This window comes from Aquitalea denitrificans (assembly GCF_009856625.1).
Taxonomy (GTDB): Bacteria; Pseudomonadota; Gammaproteobacteria; order Burkholderiales; family Chromobacteriaceae; genus Aquitalea; species Aquitalea denitrificans.
The window spans coordinates 2,588,969-2,605,908 of the sequence record NZ_CP047241.1 but is presented as its reverse complement, the minus strand read 5'-3'; the positions used below and the strand labels follow the sequence as shown (position 1 = coordinate 2,605,908).

18 protein-coding genes are annotated in these 16,940 nt (G+C 60.6%); 15 read left to right on the top strand and 3 right to left on the bottom strand.

Features of this window, described 5'->3' with window-relative positions; genetic code table 11:
• The first annotated feature begins 13 nt into the window (after positions 1 to 13).
• Both GSR16_RS11755 and GSR16_RS11750 read left to right on the top strand, forming a co-directional pair.
• Positions 14 to 1,507 carry an aldehyde dehydrogenase gene (locus GSR16_RS11755; RefSeq protein WP_159877585.1) on the top strand — a complete coding sequence of 498 codons (1,494 nt, stop codon included), beginning with the start codon at positions 14 to 16 and terminating at the stop codon, positions 1,505 to 1,507.
• 150 nt (positions 1,508 to 1,657) lie between these two features.
• The gene (locus GSR16_RS11750) at positions 1,658 to 2,647 is read left to right on the top strand and encodes a LysR substrate-binding domain-containing protein (protein WP_159877584.1); all 990 of its coding nucleotides are present in this window, start codon (positions 1,658 to 1,660) and stop codon (positions 2,645 to 2,647) included.
• A 668-nt stretch (positions 2,648 to 3,315) separates the two neighbouring features.
• Here the strand turns inward: GSR16_RS11750 and GSR16_RS11745 are convergent.
• Positions 3,316 to 3,756 (bottom strand): winged helix-turn-helix transcriptional regulator, encoded by a 441-nt coding sequence (locus GSR16_RS11745; RefSeq protein WP_159877582.1) that lies wholly within the window; start codon positions 3,754 to 3,756, stop codon positions 3,316 to 3,318.
• A 149-nt stretch (positions 3,757 to 3,905) separates the two neighbouring features.
• Between GSR16_RS11745 and GSR16_RS11740 the strand changes: the two genes are divergently transcribed.
• The 3 genes from GSR16_RS11740 (at position 3,906) to GSR16_RS11730 (ending at position 6,019) form a co-directional block, all read left to right on the top strand.
• Positions 3,906 to 4,067 carry a hypothetical protein gene (locus tag GSR16_RS11740; RefSeq protein WP_159877580.1) on the top strand — a complete coding sequence of 54 codons (162 nt, stop codon included), beginning with the start codon at positions 3,906 to 3,908 and terminating at the stop codon, positions 4,065 to 4,067.
• Positions 4,068 to 4,140: 73 nt separating this feature from the next.
• Positions 4,141 to 5,142 carry an NADP-dependent oxidoreductase gene (locus tag GSR16_RS11735; RefSeq protein ID WP_159877578.1) on the top strand — a complete coding sequence of 334 codons (1,002 nt, stop codon included), beginning with the start codon at positions 4,141 to 4,143 and terminating at the stop codon, positions 5,140 to 5,142.
• Positions 5,143 to 5,233: 91 nt separating this feature from the next.
• On the top strand, positions 5,234 to 6,019 hold the full coding sequence (locus GSR16_RS11730; RefSeq protein ID WP_159877576.1) for an SDR family NAD(P)-dependent oxidoreductase: 786 nt from the start codon (positions 5,234 to 5,236) through the stop codon (positions 6,017 to 6,019).
• A 285-nt stretch (positions 6,020 to 6,304) separates the two neighbouring features.
• On the opposite strand, the gene GSR16_RS11725 is transcribed toward GSR16_RS11730, so the two are convergent.
• Positions 6,305 to 6,502 (bottom strand): hypothetical protein, encoded by a 198-nt coding sequence (locus GSR16_RS11725; protein ID WP_159877574.1) that lies wholly within the window; start codon positions 6,500 to 6,502, stop codon positions 6,305 to 6,307.
• On the opposite strand from GSR16_RS11725, the gene GSR16_RS11720 reads away from it, so the two are divergent.
• From GSR16_RS11720 to GSR16_RS11675, 10 genes are all read left to right on the top strand, one after another.
• Positions 6,501 to 6,719 carry a TOBE domain-containing protein gene (locus tag GSR16_RS11720; protein WP_045847830.1) on the top strand — a complete coding sequence of 73 codons (219 nt, stop codon included), beginning with the start codon at positions 6,501 to 6,503 and terminating at the stop codon, positions 6,717 to 6,719. The genes GSR16_RS11725 and GSR16_RS11720 overlap by 2 nt on opposite strands.
• Before the next feature lie 9 nt (positions 6,720 to 6,728).
• Complete coding sequence (locus GSR16_RS11715; RefSeq protein ID WP_159877572.1) at positions 6,729 to 7,319, top strand: malonic semialdehyde reductase; 591 nt, start codon at positions 6,729 to 6,731, stop codon at positions 7,317 to 7,319.
• A gap of 195 nt (positions 7,320 to 7,514) precedes the next feature.
• Positions 7,515 to 8,327, top strand: coding sequence for a MetQ/NlpA family ABC transporter substrate-binding protein (locus GSR16_RS11710; RefSeq protein ID WP_159877570.1), 813 nt, complete (start codon positions 7,515 to 7,517; stop codon positions 8,325 to 8,327).
• Positions 8,328 to 8,338: 11 nt separating this feature from the next.
• A complete protein-coding gene (locus tag GSR16_RS11705; protein WP_159877568.1) occupies positions 8,339 to 9,469 on the top strand; it encodes a methionine ABC transporter ATP-binding protein in 1,131 nt (376 codons plus the stop codon).
• Positions 9,462 to 10,115 carry a methionine ABC transporter permease gene (locus GSR16_RS11700; RefSeq protein ID WP_045847827.1) on the top strand — a complete coding sequence of 218 codons (654 nt, stop codon included), beginning with the start codon at positions 9,462 to 9,464 and terminating at the stop codon, positions 10,113 to 10,115. Before GSR16_RS11705 ends, GSR16_RS11700 begins: the two co-directional genes overlap by 8 nt.
• Positions 10,116 to 10,129: 14 nt before the next feature.
• The gene (locus tag GSR16_RS11695; RefSeq protein ID WP_159877566.1) at positions 10,130 to 11,335 is read left to right on the top strand and encodes an SfnB family sulfur acquisition oxidoreductase; all 1,206 of its coding nucleotides are present in this window, start codon (positions 10,130 to 10,132) and stop codon (positions 11,333 to 11,335) included.
• 12 nt (positions 11,336 to 11,347) lie between these two features.
• Positions 11,348 to 12,583: an SfnB family sulfur acquisition oxidoreductase gene (locus tag GSR16_RS11690; protein ID WP_159877564.1), complete on the top strand. Its 1,236-nt coding sequence runs from the start codon at positions 11,348 to 11,350 to the stop codon at positions 12,581 to 12,583.
• Between the two features lies 1 nt (position 12,584).
• Positions 12,585 to 13,940 carry an LLM class flavin-dependent oxidoreductase gene (locus GSR16_RS11685; protein WP_159877562.1) on the top strand — a complete coding sequence of 452 codons (1,356 nt, stop codon included), beginning with the start codon at positions 12,585 to 12,587 and terminating at the stop codon, positions 13,938 to 13,940.
• 44 nt (positions 13,941 to 13,984) lie between these two features.
• Positions 13,985 to 14,794: a MetQ/NlpA family ABC transporter substrate-binding protein gene (locus tag GSR16_RS11680; protein ID WP_159877560.1), complete on the top strand. Its 810-nt coding sequence runs from the start codon at positions 13,985 to 13,987 to the stop codon at positions 14,792 to 14,794.
• A gap of 214 nt (positions 14,795 to 15,008) precedes the next feature.
• Positions 15,009 to 15,731: an SDR family oxidoreductase gene (locus tag GSR16_RS11675; RefSeq protein WP_159877558.1), complete on the top strand. Its 723-nt coding sequence runs from the start codon at positions 15,009 to 15,011 to the stop codon at positions 15,729 to 15,731.
• Between the two features lie 87 nt (positions 15,732 to 15,818).
• On the opposite strand, the gene GSR16_RS11670 is transcribed toward GSR16_RS11675, so the two are convergent.
• A complete protein-coding gene (locus GSR16_RS11670) occupies positions 15,819 to 16,898 on the bottom strand; it encodes a sigma-54 interaction domain-containing protein (protein WP_159877556.1) in 1,080 nt (359 codons plus the stop codon).
• Positions 16,899 to 16,940 lie beyond the last annotated feature (42 nt).

The window sequence follows — 16,940 nt, the reverse complement described above, 5'->3', positions numbered from 1 at the left end:
AGGATAAAGAGAGATGAAGAGCTATCAGGAATGGCAACAATACGCTGCGGCACTGAGGCTGGATGGCCGTGCGTTTATCGATGGTGAGCGCAGCGGCGCGGAATCCGGCGAAACCTTCAGTACGCTGAATCCGGCCAGTGGCCAGCTGCTGGCCAGCGTGGCCTGCTGCGATGCCGCCGATGTGGACCGTGCAGTCAAGGCCGCTCGCGCGGCTTTTGATAGCGGTGTGTGGGCCAAGGCCGCACCGGCGCAGCGCAAGGCAGTGCTGCTGCGTCTGGCCCAGCTGATTGACGACCATGCCGAAGAACTGGCGCTGCTGGAGGCGCTGGAAGCCGGCAAGCCGATTGCCGAGTGCATGGGGCTGGATATTCCGGAATCCGCCGCCTGCATCCGCTGGCATGCCGAGGTGACCGACAAGCGTTACGACGCGCTGTCGCCATCCGGCTCCGGCGTGGTGTCGATGATTACCCGCGAAGCCATTGGCGTGGTGGGCGCGGTGCTGCCGTGGAACTTCCCGGCCCTGATGCTGGCATGGAAGATAGGCCCGGCGTTGTCGGTGGGCAATAGCGTTGTCGTCAAGCCGGCTGAGCAAACTTCGCTGTCCACCCTGCGCATTGCCGAACTGGCGCTGGAAGCGGGTGTGCCTGCCGGGGTGTTCAGCGTGGTCACCGGCTTTGGCAGCGGTGCCGGGCAGGCACTGGGCTGCCACCCGGATGTGGACCTGATTGCCTTCACCGGTTCCACCGAAACCGGCAAGCGCTTTTTGCGCTACTCTGCCGATACCAATCTCAAGCGCGTGGTGCTGGAATGCGGCGGCAAGAACCCGCAACTGGTGCTGCCGGATGTCAGCAATCTGGATGCGGTGGCGGAGAGCGCCGTTGCCGCCGCCTTCTGGAATATGGGTGAAAACTGCAGTGCCGGTTCGCGGCTGCTGGTGCCTGCCGGCATGAAGCAAGCACTGCTGGACAAGATCCAGTCAGTACTGGCCACCTGGAAAACCGGCAATCCGCTGGACCCGGAGGTGAAGCTGGGGGCGCTGATCGAGCAGAAGCATTACCAGAAGGTGCTGGACCATATCGCCGTGGCCAAGGCCGAAGGTGCGAATCTGGTGTGCGGCGGCAATGCCACCCTGAGTGAAAGCGGTGGCTGGTTTGTCGAACCCACCATTTTCGATGGCGTCAGCCCGGCCATGCGTATTGCCCGCGAAGAAGTGTTTGGCCCGGTGCTGTGCGTGATCGAATACCAGGATGTGGAAGAAGCCATCCACATTGCCAACGATACTTGCTACGGGCTGGCAGCATCGCTGTGGACAGATAATGTCAACAGCGCGCACAAGGTGGCGGCGCGCATCCGTGCCGGTACGGTCACCATCAACTGCTTTGGCGAGGGGGACCTGAGCACGCCGTTTGGCGGCTTCGGCCAAAGCGGATTTGGTGGCCGCGACAAATCCGTCTATGCTCACGACCAGTATTGTGAACTGAAAACAACCTGGCTCAAGCTGGATTGATTCCGCGCATCTGCAGACAGGGTCGGGCATCTGCCCGGCCTTGCCTGCTGTGTACCTGCGGCCTCCCGCTTGCCAGCAGCTGCCCCCGCTGGGGGCGGCTGCTGTTCATAGGGCCGGGCCGGGTATGAAAAGCAGGCAAAGGTTGCATCCATGCAGAAAAGGCAGTTGTTTACCGACCGTTTACTGGCGCAGATGCCCTCCTTGCGGGCCTTGCGTTGTTTTGTCACCGCCGCACGCTACGAAAGCTTTACTCAGGCTGCCGAAGTGCTATGCGTGACCCAGGCCGCCATCAGCAAACAGATCAAGGAACTGGAAGACTCGCTGGACGTGGCCCTGTTCCAGCGCACCGGTCGGCATATCGCGCTGACCGACGCCGGACGCATTCTCTACAATGCCTCCTACCTGTCCATCATGAATATCGCCGAGGCGGCCGAAGCCGTGCGGCGTACCGAAAAGCACGCGCTGACCCTCTGCGTATCCCATACCTTCTCGGCACTGTGGCTGTCGCCACGGCTGGCAGCCTTCCGCCGCCTGCATCCCGGCATCCGTCTGCATGTGACAGTGACCGACCAGTTCATGGAGCTGGACGACCTGATGGAACCGGATGTCATCATTACCAAAAACCCGCCGCGCGAACCGGAATACGAGGTGGAGCCGCTGTTCCACGATGTGGTGTACCCGGTATGCAGTCCTGCGTTTTTCGAGCAGCATTTTCACGGTAAAAAGATCAAGCCGCTGGACTTGCTGGCCCATCCTTCGCTGCACCTGTCGCCGCTGGGCCGTACCCAGGTATGCGAACACGTGGATTGGCGCGTGTGGCGCAACTGGTTCCAGAAGGGTGACGACTCGGACCGGGTCAGCGAAGACAATTATCTGGAAAGCAATGACTACCGTCTGCTGGTGGCGCAGGCCGAAGCCGGGGAGGGCACCTTGCTGGGCTGGCACCATCTGGTGCACCGCCAGGTGGCGCAGGGGCAGTTGCAGCGTCCAGTCAACGAATCCATTGTTTTCAATGACCGGCATCATTATCTGATTACCCACCGCAACGCCCATCATCGCCAGGAATACCAGCAGTTGCGCGAATGGCTGCTGGCCGAGGTGGAGGGGATGATGAACGGGCTGAGTGCGCCGCAAGCCTGATTTTCTGGATACCGTCTCCTGCACAGTTATGGATGCCTGCCATTTGACGTGCTGCTGAATGACAGTGGCTGTCAGATACTGACTGGTCCGCCATGTGCGGGCGATGCGGGACGGCCAGATTGAATGTCCTATAAGGTCGGATCAACACATGCGATGTGACTTTCGGCGCGGATATTCTTCAAGTTGACGCTTTGAATCCATTTTCTATCGCTTTTGCACTGTCGGATACCAGCGAGCCCTTGGTAAAACAGATCTTGTTGTGCCTCGGATTGGTAGGGGGAATTCCCCCTTCTTTTTTTCCTCAGACTTTCTGGATTCGACCGCGTGGTGGTCTCTTTGGTCTGCCATCCTTCCAGGTGGCAGTTTTTTTGTTTTGGTCCATCCATGCCCGGCATGTCCGGTCTGATGAAAGCGTCAGGCATTTACACCCCGTACAGTTCAAGCTCGATGCACTTCTGTGATGACAATACGGGGAAAGCAAATCAGCCCTCGTGCGATTGACTTCGGAATCCCTCCTGTCCGCCAGATACCTACAAAAAAGCCCTGATTATTCAGGGCTTTTTTGTTGTCCGTTGTGCTTGTATTGCATCAAAACCTGCATTGAGTTTTACGACTTTCTCCTGGCTTGTTACCAGGATTTGTGTGTCTTAGGGAAGCGTTTATGGAGCTCATTCTGTCGGGAGAATGATGCTGATCGGCCTGGTCCCGATTGGGAAGCCGGTTGCCCCATCAATGGCCACTGGCTGAATCTCGGTACCGTTCTCAGTATCCATAAAACGTATCATCTCGCCGCCGCCACGATGTTTGCGGCCCCAGGCTCCGATCATGAACAACACCGGCAAGAAGTCTATGCCTGCCGTAGTCAGGACATATTCGTCACGTGGCGGGTGTTCTGAATAACGCCTCTTCTCTAGCAAACCCTCCTCCGTCAGCTTGGCCAGCCTAGTCGTCAGCATGGTTGGCGCGATCCCCAGGCTTTTCCTGAATTGGTCAAAACGGGTCAATCCTGCATGCGCATCGCGCAGGATCAGCATGCTCCAGGCATCACCAACCAGAGCAAGGCTGCGGGCGATTGGGCAGGGGTTGCTGCAACTATTTTTCTTGTCCATATCAATTTAATAGTGACTATCGGGGAAAAGGGTGCTACTGTTACTTTCAAATTGATAGTAACACTTTGGTGACCAAGAATCCATCTGCCTACCAACCCTGAAGCAAAGGATGAAAGGTCTGCAAGCGCTAAACATACAGGAGTTTTCCCATGCTCATCCTCGCGACCCCGCTGACTTACCTTGTTTTCACGCTGATGACTGTTGGCATTGGTCATGACCTGTCTACGGCAAAGGATGCAACTGCTCAGCAAGTTCCCTCTGGTAGCCAAAGTAGAGATGAAGCTGCGACTGCAGACGTAGTTGCTCAATGAGTCGTCCCAAAATTGAATCCGATCAAGCAAGAACCATTGCTTCTTTGCCTTTACCGAAAACTGAGAGAAATTGATGAAAGCCCTTACCTTCAAACGCTACGGAAAGAAGCCTGATATCGGCTTGTCAGAGGTGGCGCGTCCTATTCTGAAACCCAATGAGCTACTTGTTGAGGTTCATGCCGCGGGCTTAAACCCGATAGACAATATGGTTCCAACGGGAATGTTCAAACCTGTACTGCATTTTCAGCTGCCAGCAACACTCGGCAGCGATCTTGCTGGCGTGGTGGTGGAAGTCGGCAGCCGCGTCACGCAGTTCAAACCCGGTGATGCTGTGTTTGCCAGCATTTTTGACCAGGGAACGGGCTCAATTGCCGAGTTTGCTGTTGTGCCGGAAGAGTCTGCCGCACACAAACCGGCCAATCTGGACTTTGTGCAAGCGGCATCCATTCCGATGGTGGGATTGACCTCGTGGCAAGCGCTGAAAGAACGCGCAGAGCTGAAAAAAGGACAGAAAGTCTTTATCCCGGCGGGTTCGGGTGGTATCGGAACATTTGCAATTCAATTGGCCAAGTATTTTGGTGCCACGGTCGGCACCACAACAAGTACGAGCAATGTGCCACTGGTCAGCCAACTGGGTGCCGACGAGGTGGTTGACTACAGAAAGAGTGAATTCGAAAACGTGCTGCACGGCTATGACGCGGTTCTGGGAACCATCAGGGGGGATGCAATCGAGAAGTCGCTACGCATTCTCAAACCCGGCGGCAAGATCGTTTCACTCATTGGCCCGCTGGATGCCGCGTTTGCGCGCGCCAAACGCTTGAATTTCGTACTTGAATTTGTTTTTGGCCTGATGAGCCGCAGGATCACCCGGCTGGCAAAAAAACAAGGGGTCAGCTACGCCTTTCACTTTGTACGGCCTGATGGTGCTCAGCTCTCTGAAATCGGCAATCTCTTGCGGGCCGAGCGTATCCAGCCGGTTATTGACAAGGTATTTCCATTTGCACAAGCAAAGGAAGCCCTTGAGTACCTTGCTCAGGGGCGGGCCAAAGGCAAGGTTGTGGTACGGATCAGATAGCGCCTGATCCTTGCCATTCCGGCATTTCCAATCACAGTCCGCCCGACAGGCGTGACGCGTTTCGCTATTACAAGCAAGCAGGTTCCCTCAAATGAAAAATGAAAATGCTGTTGTTTTGATTACCGGTGCTTCCAGTGGCATTGGCGCTACCTATGCTGATCGGTTTGCCCAACGCGGCCACGATCTGGTTCTTGTTGCACGAGACAGAACACGACTGGATGCCCTGACAACACGCTTGCGGAATGAATTCAATATTGCTGTTGAAGTTTTGCCGGCGGACCTCACCCAGCCCAGCGACCTGCAAGTGGTGGAAGACCGCCTGCGCAATGACGCAAGGATTGGCATCCTGATCAACAACGCAGGCCTTGCCCAGGCAGGCAGCTTTGTGCAGCAGACTCCGGACAGTATCGATCAGCTGCTCACGCTGAATACGCAGGCGCTCACGCGGCTTGCGGCTGCGGTCGCCCCGCGCTTTGTCCAGTCTGGCAGCGGTGCCATTGTCAACATTGGTTCAGTGGTCGCGTTCGCGCCGGAGTTCGGCATGTCGGTCTATGGTGCGACCAAGGCCTTCGTCTTGTTCCTGTCGCAGGGGCTGAACCAGGAGCTGTCCTCCCGTGGCGTCTATGTACAAGCCGTGCTGCCGGCCGCAACCCGTACAGACTTGTGGCAGCGCGCCGGCATCGACATCAATACCCTGCCTGAAGTGATGGAGGTTGGCGAGCTGGTGGATGCGGCGCTGCTTGGCTTTGATCGCCGTGAACTGATCACCATTCCGCCGCTGCATGTGGCCGAACGCTGGGATACGCTGGATGCTGCACGCCAAGGGCTGATGTCGGATATTCGGCAAGCACAAGCTGCCGAGCGCTATCGCGTCTGATGCACATGTATTCCGGAGAACAGTAATATCGGAAACTCACCTGGCCACCCCGACTCGATTTGTTGATGAGGGAGGCGCAAAAATGGCCTACCGATGCAGGGCTAATTCCAAGGCGGGCCAGCCTCCCTTGTTGTTCCTTCAGCACCTCTGAGGAGGGGGATCACTGGGATCCGCTTAATGGAGCAGGTGTCGCAGTGCGTGTTCAAGGAGGTGATATAGGTCTGAAATATGATGGATTTATCAAGGGCAATTTTTCGCCTGATGAAGTCATTTGGCATGGTCTGGTCAGGCGACCGGTTGGCTCAGCGCTCCTGATGCGCCCGGCTTGGGCGTGGTCTGACTTTGCCCATGTTTCAGATTCAGTATTCTTGATAAGAAAATCAGGTTTTCTTGCTTAGTCATCAGCCTTGCCTCTGCTAGTTTGATTGCTGTTTCCGGCGGTCGCTTTGTCCGCCTGGTACCAAACGGCAAAGGATCTGTCATGAGCATTCAATCCCTCAATGTACGCAACCAGTTCAAGGGCGTGATCAAGGAAATCCTGGAAGGGCCGGTCCTGTCCGAAGTGGATGTGGAAACCGCCTCCGGCATTGTCACCTCGGTGATTACCACCCGCTCGGTGCGCGAGCTGCAACTGAAAGTGGGCTCGCCGGTGATTGCCTTCGTCAAATCCACCGAAGTGTCCATTGCCACGCTGGCGTAAGGAGCAGACATGAGCGCCATTCTGCCCGAAGCCGCCTTGCAACAGCTGTTTGTGGCTGCCCGTTCCAATCACCGTTTCCAGGACAAGCCGGTTGCCGAATCCACCATTCGCCAGCTGTATGAGCTGTTGAAATGGGGGCCGACCGCCTTCAATGGCCAGCCAGGCCGTTATCTGTTCATCCACAGCGACGAGGCCCGGCAAAAACTGCTGCCCGCGCTGTCTTCCGGCAATCGGGACAAGACCGCCGCGGCACCGCTCACCGTAGTGCTGGCTTACGACCCAGGTTTTCACCAGCACTTGCCGCAGCAGTTTCCTGCCTATGACGCCAAGGGCTTTTACGATGGCCTGCCGCAACTGGTGGAACCGCATGCGCGGCTCAATGCCAGCCTGCAGGCGGCGTATCTGATTCTGGCTGCCCGAGCACTGGGGCTGGATGCCGGGCCGATGGCCGGGTTTGATGCCGCTGCCGTGGATGCCGCCTTCTTCCCGGACGGCCAGTGGCGCAGCCTGTTGGTGGTAAACCTGGGTTATGGGGTGACGGAAGGTTTGCCGCCGCGCGGGCCGCGGCTGGAATTCGAGCAGGCTGCTGCCATCGTCTGACCGGATTACTCATGTGAAACTGTTGGCCGCTCATGTGTCTGCATGGGCGGCTTTTGTCGTCATTTGCCGGTATTTATCTGAATTTAAGATATAAAACGGCGATTTTCTTGGTTTGTTGATTCATGCCGGATGGTTAGTCTGTCCCCTGAATGTGCTGCCCACCCACTTGCGGCAGCCACCATCAGGGAGTCTGCAATGCAGTCATCAACAATCAAATCCTCACGCTGGGGCGGTGTGCTGGCCACGCTGCTGCTGGCTGTCAGTACGCTGGCCGTGGCCGGTCCCAATGGCATCAAGGTGGGGGTGTCATCCACGCCGCAAATCGAATCGCTGCAAATCGCTGTGAAGGAAGCCAAGGCCCAGGGCCTGAATGTGGAGCTGGTGGAGTTTTCCGACTGGAATACGCCCAATGCCGCGTTGGCCAATGGCGATATCGACGTCAATTATTTCCAGCACATTCCGTTTCTGGAGAATGCCAAGAAGCAGGGCGGTTACGACTTCGTGCCGATTGCCCCCGGCACCATCATGAAAATCGGCCTGTATTCGCACAAATGGAAGTCCTTTGCCCAGATACCAGCGGGCGGCAAGGTGGCCATTGCCGGCGACCCGGTGAATGGCGGCCGTGGCTTGCTGCTGCTGGAAAAAGCCGGGCTGATCAAGCTCAAGCCTGGCCTGGGTTACAAGGCCACCATCCAGGACATCGTGGCCAATCCGCGCAAGCTGCAGATCGTGCAGCTGGAAGCCTCGCAACTGGCGCGCTCGCTGGATGATGTGGATCTGGCCCAAGGCTATCCGTCCTTCCTCAAGCTGGCGGGCGACAACCCGGACAATGCCTTGCTGTTTGACGGGCTGGAAAACAGGATTTACGCCCTGCAATGGGTGGTGCGCAAACAGGATGTGAACAATGCGCAAATCCGCCGCTTCATTACCATCTATCAGCAATCAAAGCAGGTGCGTGCCTCGCTGGACAAGGTGTTCGGCAAGTTGTACGCCCCGGCCTGGCTGTGAGGGAGAGGCGCATGAATGCTTTGGCAGAGGCAATCCGGCCACAGGTAGAACAAGGCCCGGCCTTGTGGCAGCGCGAGGCTGAACCCGCCGGGGAGGCGCTGGTGAGTTTCCGGCAGGTGGGGCGTCAGTTCCAGGCTGGCGGGCGCAGCGTACAGGCCTTGCAGGATGTGAGCTTTGACATCCAGCGTGGCGAAATCTTCGGCATCATCGGGCGCAGTGGCGCGGGCAAGTCCACCTTGCTGCGTACCATCAACCGGCTGGAGTCACCTGGCAGTGGGCAGGTGCTGGTGGCGGGCAAGGATTTGTACGGCCTGAACGAAGCCCAGCTGGCGCAGGCGCGGCGCGGCATCGGCATGATTTTCCAGCATTTCAACCTGCTGTCCTCACGCACGGTGGCACAGAACATCGGCCTGCCCTTGAAGATAGCCGGGCTGCCGCAGGCCGAGATTGACGCTCGCGTCGACAGCCTGTTGCAACTGGTGGGGCTGGAGGGCGAGCGTGATGTCTATCCGGCCCGCTTGTCCGGCGGCCAGAAGCAGCGGGTGGGCATTGCCCGCGCGCTGGTGCATCAGCCGGAACTGCTGCTGTGCGACGAAGCCACCTCGGCACTGGACCCGGAAACCACCCAGTCCATTCTGGCGCTGCTGCGCGATATCAACCGTCAACTCAAGGTCACCGTGGTGCTGATTACCCACGAAATGGCTGTTATCCGCGAAGTGTGCGACCGCGTGACCGTGCTGGAGGCGGGCAAGGTGGTGGAGCTGGGGCCGGTATGGCAGGTGTTTGGTGCACCGCAGGCCGATGCCACCCGCGCATTGCTGGCCTCGCTGAATCATGAACTGCCTGCTGATGTGGCCGGGCGCATTGTGGCGGAACCGGCCAGTGCGCAGTCGGAACTGCTGCTGGATGTGCGGCTGGATGGCGTCAGCGGGCAGGACCCGGCGCTGGGCCCGCTGGTGGCGGCACTGGGACCGGCCACCCGCCTGCTGCATGGCGGCGTGGAACGCATACAGGGCCGGGCGCAGGGCAGGCTGGTGCTGGCCTGCGCACCACAGTCGCGTAACCGGCTGGGTGATCTGGCCCGTCAGCGGGCCATTCCGGCTGGCAATATCCGCATCCTGGGGTACGTCGACCATGCCTGATTCTTTTGATCTGTATCTGACTGCCGCCTGGCAGACCCTGCAAATGGTCAGCGTGTCGGCGCTGGTATCCGCCATCTTCGGCCTGGCGCTGGCCTTGCTGCTGGTGACTACCGGTCCGGGCGACCTGTACGCCCGCCCCTGGCTCAACCGGGGCGTGGGCAGTGTGGTGAATGTGTTCCGCTCGGTGCCTTTCATCATTCTGCTGGTGGTATTGCTGCCCTTCACCCGGCTGGTGGTGGGCACCACCATCGGCGTGTGGGCGGCGGTGGTGCCGCTGTCGGTGGCCGGTATTCCGTTTTTTGCCCGTATTGCCGAAGTCAGCCTGCGCGAAGTGGACCGCGGGCTGATTGAAGCGGTGCAGGCCATGGGCGGGCGCAAGCGCGATGTGCTGTGGCATGTGCTGCTGCCCGAAGCGCTGCCGGGCATCGTCTCCGGCCTCACCATCACCCTGGTGGCCATGATCGGCTCCTCGGCCATGGCCGGTGCCGTGGGGGCCGGTGGCCTGGGCGATGTCGCCATCCGTTACGGCTATCAGCGCTTTGATACCCAGGTGATGGTGTCGGTGCTCATCGGCCTGGTGGTGCTGGTCAGCGTGGTGCAAACCGCCGGTGATGTGCTGGCGCGTCGTCTCAATCATCGTCAATAAGCCGGAAACCATTCATGACTCAACAAGCAATCCTGCAAGAAGCTGCGCTGATCCGCAGCGATGCCGAAGCCCTGGACGTGGCACGCCAGCTGGCGGCCGAGTTTGCCGTGGAAGCCGGTGTGCGCGACCGTGAGCGCCGCCTGCCCTGGGCCGAGCTGGCGCGTTATTCCGCCAGTGGCCTGGGCGGCATTACCGTACCGCGCGAATTTGGCGGTGCCGGCGTCAGCCTGCTGACGCTGTCGCGGGTGTTCCGCATTCTGTGCGCGGCCGACCCCTCGCTGGGGCAGATTCCGCAAAACCACTTTGCCGTGCTGGAGCTGTTCCCCCTGCTGGCCACGCCGGCCCAGCTGCGCTTCATCTACAGCGAAGTGCTGTCCGGGCGTCGTCTGGGCAATGCCGGGCCGGAAAAGGGCAAACAGCCCATGCAGCAGCTCAGTACCCGTTTGAGCCGTGAGGCGGACGGGCTTTACCTGAGCGGCCAGCGCTTTTATTCCACCGGGGCCTTGTTTGCCGACTGGATTCCCACCCGCGCCCGCGATGAATCCGGCCTGACGGTACAGGTGCTGGTGCCACGGCATGCGCCGGGCGTGGAAGTGGTGGATGACTGGTCCTCGTTCGGCCAGCGCACCACGGCCAGCGGCACCGTGCGTTTTGACAAGGTGAAGGTGGAAGAGGCGCAGCTGTTGCCAGTATGGCAGCTGGCGGACCGGCCCAATCTCACCGGGCCCATTTCGCAGCTGATCCAGGCGTCCATCGACGCGGGCATTGCCGAGGCTGCCTTGCGTGACGCCATCCTGTTCGTGCGCGAGCATGCCCGGCCCTGGCTGGATTCCGGCGTCAGCCGCGCCAGCGACGACCCGTATGTGATTCAGGCGGTGGCGCGCTTGCAGATCGACCTGCATGCCGCTCTGGAAGTGCTGGACGATGCCGCACGCACGCTGGACCGCCTGCGCACGGGCGAGGTGACGGATGCCATCAGCGCCGAAGCCTCCATCGCGGTGGCTGAAGCCAAGGTGCTGACCACCGAAATTGCCCTGCAAGCCAGTGAAAAGCTGTTCGAGCTGGCCGGTTCGGCCGCCACCCGTGCGCGCCACCAGCTGGATCGGCACTGGCGCAATGCCCGCGTGCACACCCTGCACGACCCGGTGCGCTGGAAGTACCACGCCATTGGCAATTACAGCCTGAACGGCGTGTTTCCGGCACGTCATCAATGGAATTGAAAGGAGAGCAGCATGAGTGAACTGGCTGCATTGCGCCCGGTGCAGGGCCAGCAGGCCAAGCCGCAGGCGGCCCACCGTATCGACAGCGATGAAGAAGCGCTGCAACTGGCCCGCCACTGGGCTGGCGAATTTGCCCGCGACGCCGCCCGGCGCGACAGCGAGCGCATCCTGCCCTGGGCCGAGCTGGAAGGCTACAGCCAGAGCGGGCTGTGGGGCATTACCGTGCCGCGCAAATATGGTGGTGCCGGCGTGTCCGCCGTCACGCTGGCCGAGGTGATTGCCACCATCAGCGCGGCGGATGGCTCGCTGGCGCAGATTCCGCAAAACCATTTCTACGCGCTGGAAGTGCTGCGCGTGGGTGGCAGCGCAGAACAAAAGCGCTTTTTCTACGGCCTGGCGCTCGCAGGCGTGCGTTTTGGCAATGCGCTGGCCGAAATCGGCCACAAGGACTACCAGCGCCGCACCCGGCTGACGCCGGAGGGCAAGGGCTATCGCGTCAGCGGTCAGAAATTTTATTGCACCGGCGCGCTGTATGCGCAGTGGATTCCCACGCTGGTGGTGGATGACAACCAGGACAGCTATCTGGCTTTCATCCCGCGCGACAGTGCCGGGGTGGAGATTACCGACGACTGGGACGGTTTCGGCCAGCGCGTCACCGGCAGTGGCTCGGTCAGCTTCAGCCAGGTATGGGTGGAGCCGGAGTGGATTGTCCCGTTCAAGGCCTCGTTTGACCGGCCCACCCCCATCGGCCCGTTTGCCCAGATCCTGCATTGCGCCATCGACCTGGGCCAGGCGCGTGGTGCCTACCAGGAAGCCCTGCACTATGTGCGCGAGCATGCCCGTCCCTGGATAGATTCCGGCGTGGACAAGGCCAGCCGCGACCCGCTCTTGCTGGAGCGGGTGGGCAATCTGCGGGTGCGCTTGCGGGCGGCCGATGCCTTGCTGCGCCGCGCCGGGCGGGTGCTGGATGCCTTGCAGGCACAGGCTTTCCCCGATGCGCGCAGCGTAGCCGAAGCCTCGGTGGCGGTGGCGGAGGCCAAGGTGCTGACCACCGAAGTGTCCTTGCAGGCCGGCAGCCAGCTGTTCGAACTGGCCGGCACCAGCGCCACGCTGGAAGCGCGCAATCTGGACCGCTACTGGCGCAATGCCCGCGTGCACACCCTGCACGACCCGCTGCGCTGGAAATTCCACGCCATCGGCAATTACGTGCTGAACGATGTGCTGCCGCCGCGGCACGGAGCGCTGTGACATGGCGAAAAAACAGATTCTGCTCAACGCCTTCAACATGAACTGCGTCGGCCACATCAACCACGGCCTGTGGACCCACTCGCGTGACAACTCGGTGGACTACAACACGCTGTCTTACTGGACCGAGCTGGCCAAGACGCTGGAGCGCGGCCTGTTCGACGGCCTGTTCATCGCCGACATCATCGGTGTTTACGATGTGTACCAGCAGTCGATAGACCTGACCGCGCGCGAAGCCATCCAGTTGCCGGTCAATGACCCCTTGCTGCTGGTGCCTGCCATGGCGGCGGTGACCCAGCATCTGGGTTTTGGCGTCACCTCCAATCTCAGCTACGAACCGCCGTATCTGTTTGCCCGGCGCATGTCCACGCTGGACCACCTCACCGGTGGCCGCGCGGGCTGGAATATCGTCACCGGCTATCTGGACAGCGGCGCGCGCGCCATGGGCCTGCTCACCCAGGACGAACACGACCAGCGCTACGACCGTGCCGATGATTATCTGGAACTGCTGTACAAGCTGTGGGAAGGCAGCTGGGAAGACGAGGCAGTGCGGCGCGACAAGGCGGCGCGGGTGTTTGCCGATGCCAGCCGCATCCACCGCATCAGCCATCAGGGGCCGTTCTACCAGCTGGATGGCTATCACCTGTGCGAGCCATCGCGCCAGCGCACGCCGGTGCTGTTTCAGGCCGGCAGCTCGGACCGTGGCCAGCTGTTTGCCGCCCGCCACGCCGAGGGCATCTTCATTGCCGCGCAGGACAAGGACAAGACGCGCCAGCTGGTGCAGGACATCCGTCGTCAGGCGGTGGCCGCCGGTCGCCGTGCCGAGGATGTGAAAATCTTCATCGGCATCGCCGCCGTGGTGGGACAAACCCAGGCCGAGGCGCAGGAAAAGTTTGACGACTACTGGCAGTACGCCAGCGCGGAAGCGGGCCTTGCACACTTTGCCAGCAGCATCGGGGTGGATTTCAGCCGTTATGGCCTGGATGACCCGATTGAATACGGTGGCAGCAATGCCATCCAGTCGGCAGCCAAAACCGCCGCTGCCAACCAGCTGACCCGGCGCAAGCTGCTGGAGCGCTTCCGGCTGGGCAGTCGTTACCCGACGCTGGTGGGCGATGCCGCCAGTGTGGCAGACGAGCTGGAAAGCTGGGTCAACGAGGTGGGCGTGGATGGTTTCAACCTGTCCCGCACCGTGACGCCGGAAAGCTACGAAGACTTTATCGACCTGGTGATTCCGGAACTGCAAAACCGCGGCAGTTACAAGACGGCCTATGCCGAAGGCAGCCTGCGCCACAAGCTGTTTGCCGAGGGCGACCGCCTGCCGGCGCGCCATACGGCGGCGGGCTACCGGCCACGCTGACGCGACAGGAAACCAAAACAACATCACACACACAAGGGAAAATCATGAAACTTCACCAGAAGAAACTGGGTGCGCTGGCGCTGGTCGGCCTGCTGCTGGCGCAAGGCGCACTGGCGGCGGCATTGAAGATAGGTGTTACACCGGGGGCCTATGCCGACTCGGTGCAGGTGGCGGCGCAGGAGGCGAAAAAGCAGGGGCTGGACGTGGATGTGGTGGAGTTTTCCGACTGGACCACGCCCAATGTGGCCCTGGCCAGCAAGGATCTGGACGCCAATTACTTCCAGCATCAGGCTTTTCTGGACAATGTCATCAAGACCCAGGGCTATCATTTCAAGCCGGTAGGCTTGGGCATCCTGGCCAATATCGGCCTGTACTCCAGCCGCATCAAACAGTTTTCCGAACTGAAAACCGGTGCCAAGGTGGCCATTGCCAGCGACCCCATCAATCAGGGCCGGGGCTTGCTGTTGCTGCAAAAGGCCGGGCTGGTGAAGCTGCGTGACGGCGTGGGTGTACGCGGCAAACTGAGTGATATTGTCAGCAATCCGCGCAAGCTGGAATTTGTGGAAGTGGAAGGCCCGCAGCTGGTGCGGGTGGTGAATGATGTGGATCTGGCGCAGGGTTATCCGCATTTCATCGTGGCCGCCCATGCGTTTGACCCCGGCAGCGCGCTGATCTTCTCCGGCAAGGATGACGAGCAATACGCGCTGCGTTTTGTCGCCCGCGAAGACAATGCCCGTGACCCGCGGCTGTTGAAGTTCGTGCAGATCTACCAGAACTCCCCGGCGGTGAAGGCGCAGATTCGCAAGTCTTATGCCAATAACGACAAGCTCTACAGCCTGGCCTGGCAAAAATAGGCGCTTATCCTGACCAAAGCAAAACAGGCATTGCTGCGGCAATGCCTTTTTTACGTCGCCACCCCTGGCCTGGCCGGGATGTGTCCGACACAATGCCTGTCATTTGCCGGGTATATTTACAGACATAGTCAATTTGCAGACAGGAAATGGCTGGGATAAACCCTGCTCGCCCGGCTTTAGCATCAGGTTTTTCCAATCAGGCGGGAGCAGGGCGATGCAGGACAAAACATTGCAGGGACAAACCGTGGTGGTGGTGGGTGGCAGTTCCGGGCTGGGGCTGGCTGCCGCACAGGCTGCTGTGCAAGCCGGGGCACAGGTGGTGATAGGCGGACGTCAGCCCGAGCGCTTGCAGCAGGCGCTGGCACTGCTGGGAAAATCTGCCACCGGCTGGCCGGTGGATGTACTGGATGCGGCATCCATTGAACAGTTCTTTGCCCGCTTGCCGCAGCTGGACCACCTGTTGGTGACAGCTGCCGTGCTGAGTCCGGGGCGGTTGGCGGAGTCCGCTATGGCTGATTTGCAGCGCAATCTGGACAGCCGCTTCTGGGGCAGTGTGCATTGCTTGCGTGCGGCCTTGCCGCGCATGGCAGAGCTGGGGTCCATCACCCTGACTTCCGGCATGGTGGTGCAGCGTCCGCAGCCGGGCAAGGCGATGGCGGCGGTGGCCGCCGCCGCGGTGGAAACCCTGGCGCACAGTCTGGTACGCGAACTGGCCCCGCGCCGCATCAATGTCATCAGCCCGGGCCCCATGGAAACCCCCTTGCTTGCCGCCGCGCTGGGAGATGATGCAGCACGGCTGCAGGCACTGGCGGCCGGCTTGCCGCTGGGGCGGCTGGGGCAGGCAGCCGAATTTGCCGAAGCGGCGCTGTTCCTGATGCACAACCGCAGCATGAACGGTGAAGTGCTGCACCTGCATGGTGGTGCAGCCTGGACCTGAGTGTTGCCCGGCCTTGGCGTGGCGTGTAAGAACATGGCACCCCTGATGCAAGGCGAGCCAGTGCCGTAGGTATTTTGTCAGTAACGCTCAGCGCAGCGCGCTGATTTCCCCCAGGCGGATCAGCCGCGCGCGGATGATGTTGCGGCTGATGCCCAGCAAGCGGGCGGCCTGCACCTGGTTGCGGTGGCAATAGTTATAGGCGGCGCGGATGATGGTGCTTTCGATGTCTTCGTACAGATTGCTGCCATTGGTTTCAAACAGGGCCTGCAAGGCCTGCTGCAATTGCTGGTGGCCCTGGTCTGCGTCGTGGCTGTTGTGGGCCGGGTTTGACGGTGTGCTGTGGCGCTCGTTGCGGCGGTTCAGTTGCAAAGATGACAGCTGCAAGTCTTCGCCGCGTACCACATTGTGCTTGCAGATCAGCAAGGCATGGTGGATGACGTTTTCCAGTTCGCGGATATTGCCCGGCCACGGGTGTTGCAGCAGTTTGCGCTCGGCATCGGCATGCAGGGCGACATCGCCATAGCCCAGGCGCTGGCGGTATTCGTCGACAAAATGGCGGGCCAGCGGCAGGATGTCACCGGGGCGGTCGCGCAGGGCAGGCAGGGCCAGATGGGCCACCCGCAGGCGATAGAACAGGTCCTCGCGGAAATGGCCGGCGGCCACGGCTTCTTCCAGCCGCACATTGGTGGCGGCAATCACCCGCACATTGATGGGAATGGGTTTGCGCGAGCCCAGCCGCACCACCTCGCGTTCCTGCAGGATGCGCAGCAGCTTCACCTGGATGTTCAGCGGCAAGTCGCCGATTTCATCCAGAAACACCGTGCCGCCATTGGCCGCTTCGAACCAGCCGGGCTTGGCGGCAAAGGCACCGGTGAACGCACCTTTTTCATGGCCGAACAGTTCGCTTTCCACCAGCGATTCGGAAAACGCGCCGCAATTGACGGCCACAAAGGGCTGGTTGGCCCGTTGGCTCAGCGCGTGCACATGACGGGCAATCAGTTCCTTGCCGGTGCCGGTTTCGCCGATGATCAGCACATTGGCGTCGCTGGGGGCAATCAGCTGTATCCGGGCCAGCAGGGCGGTGGACTGCGGGTCCTCGAACACCTGTGCCGTGGCGCGGATGGAGGTGGTGAGGCTTTGCCGGTTAGGCAGGGTGATCAGGGGCATGGCCGGGCCTTGGGCTGGCTCGGCCCTGCGGGCCGACGCGGG

Coding starts and splice junctions, on each gene's coding strand:
- GSR16_RS11750 (WP_159877584.1), top strand. CDS start 1,658: ATGCAGAAAAGGCAGTTGTTTACCGACCGTTTACTGGCGCAGATGCCC.
- GSR16_RS11720 (WP_045847830.1), top strand. CDS start 6,501: ATGAGCATTCAATCCCTCAATGTACGCAACCAGTTCAAGGGCGTGATC.
- GSR16_RS11710 (WP_159877570.1), top strand. CDS start 7,515: ATGCAGTCATCAACAATCAAATCCTCACGCTGGGGCGGTGTGCTGGCC.
- GSR16_RS11680 (WP_159877560.1), top strand. CDS start 13,985: ATGAAACTTCACCAGAAGAAACTGGGTGCGCTGGCGCTGGTCGGCCTG.
- GSR16_RS11695 (WP_159877566.1), top strand. CDS start 10,130: ATGACTCAACAAGCAATCCTGCAAGAAGCTGCGCTGATCCGCAGCGAT.
- GSR16_RS11745 (WP_159877582.1), bottom strand. CDS start 3,756: ATGGACAAGAAAAATAGTTGCAGCAACCCCTGCCCAATCGCCCGCAGC.
- GSR16_RS11675 (WP_159877558.1), top strand. CDS start 15,009: ATGCAGGACAAAACATTGCAGGGACAAACCGTGGTGGTGGTGGGTGGC.
- GSR16_RS11685 (WP_159877562.1), top strand. CDS start 12,585: ATGGCGAAAAAACAGATTCTGCTCAACGCCTTCAACATGAACTGCGTC.
- GSR16_RS11725 (WP_159877574.1), bottom strand. CDS start 6,502: ATGACAGATCCTTTGCCGTTTGGTACCAGGCGGACAAAGCGACCGCCG.
- GSR16_RS11690 (WP_159877564.1), top strand. CDS start 11,348: ATGAGTGAACTGGCTGCATTGCGCCCGGTGCAGGGCCAGCAGGCCAAG.
- GSR16_RS11670 (WP_159877556.1), bottom strand. CDS start 16,898: ATGCCCCTGATCACCCTGCCTAACCGGCAAAGCCTCACCACCTCCATC.
- GSR16_RS11735 (WP_159877578.1), top strand. CDS start 4,141: ATGAAAGCCCTTACCTTCAAACGCTACGGAAAGAAGCCTGATATCGGC.
- GSR16_RS11700 (WP_045847827.1), top strand. CDS start 9,462: ATGCCTGATTCTTTTGATCTGTATCTGACTGCCGCCTGGCAGACCCTG.
- GSR16_RS11730 (WP_159877576.1), top strand. CDS start 5,234: ATGAAAAATGAAAATGCTGTTGTTTTGATTACCGGTGCTTCCAGTGGC.
- GSR16_RS11715 (WP_159877572.1), top strand. CDS start 6,729: ATGAGCGCCATTCTGCCCGAAGCCGCCTTGCAACAGCTGTTTGTGGCT.
- GSR16_RS11705 (WP_159877568.1), top strand. CDS start 8,339: ATGAATGCTTTGGCAGAGGCAATCCGGCCACAGGTAGAACAAGGCCCG.
- GSR16_RS11755 (WP_159877585.1), top strand. CDS start 14: ATGAAGAGCTATCAGGAATGGCAACAATACGCTGCGGCACTGAGGCTG.
- GSR16_RS11740 (WP_159877580.1), top strand. CDS start 3,906: ATGCTCATCCTCGCGACCCCGCTGACTTACCTTGTTTTCACGCTGATG.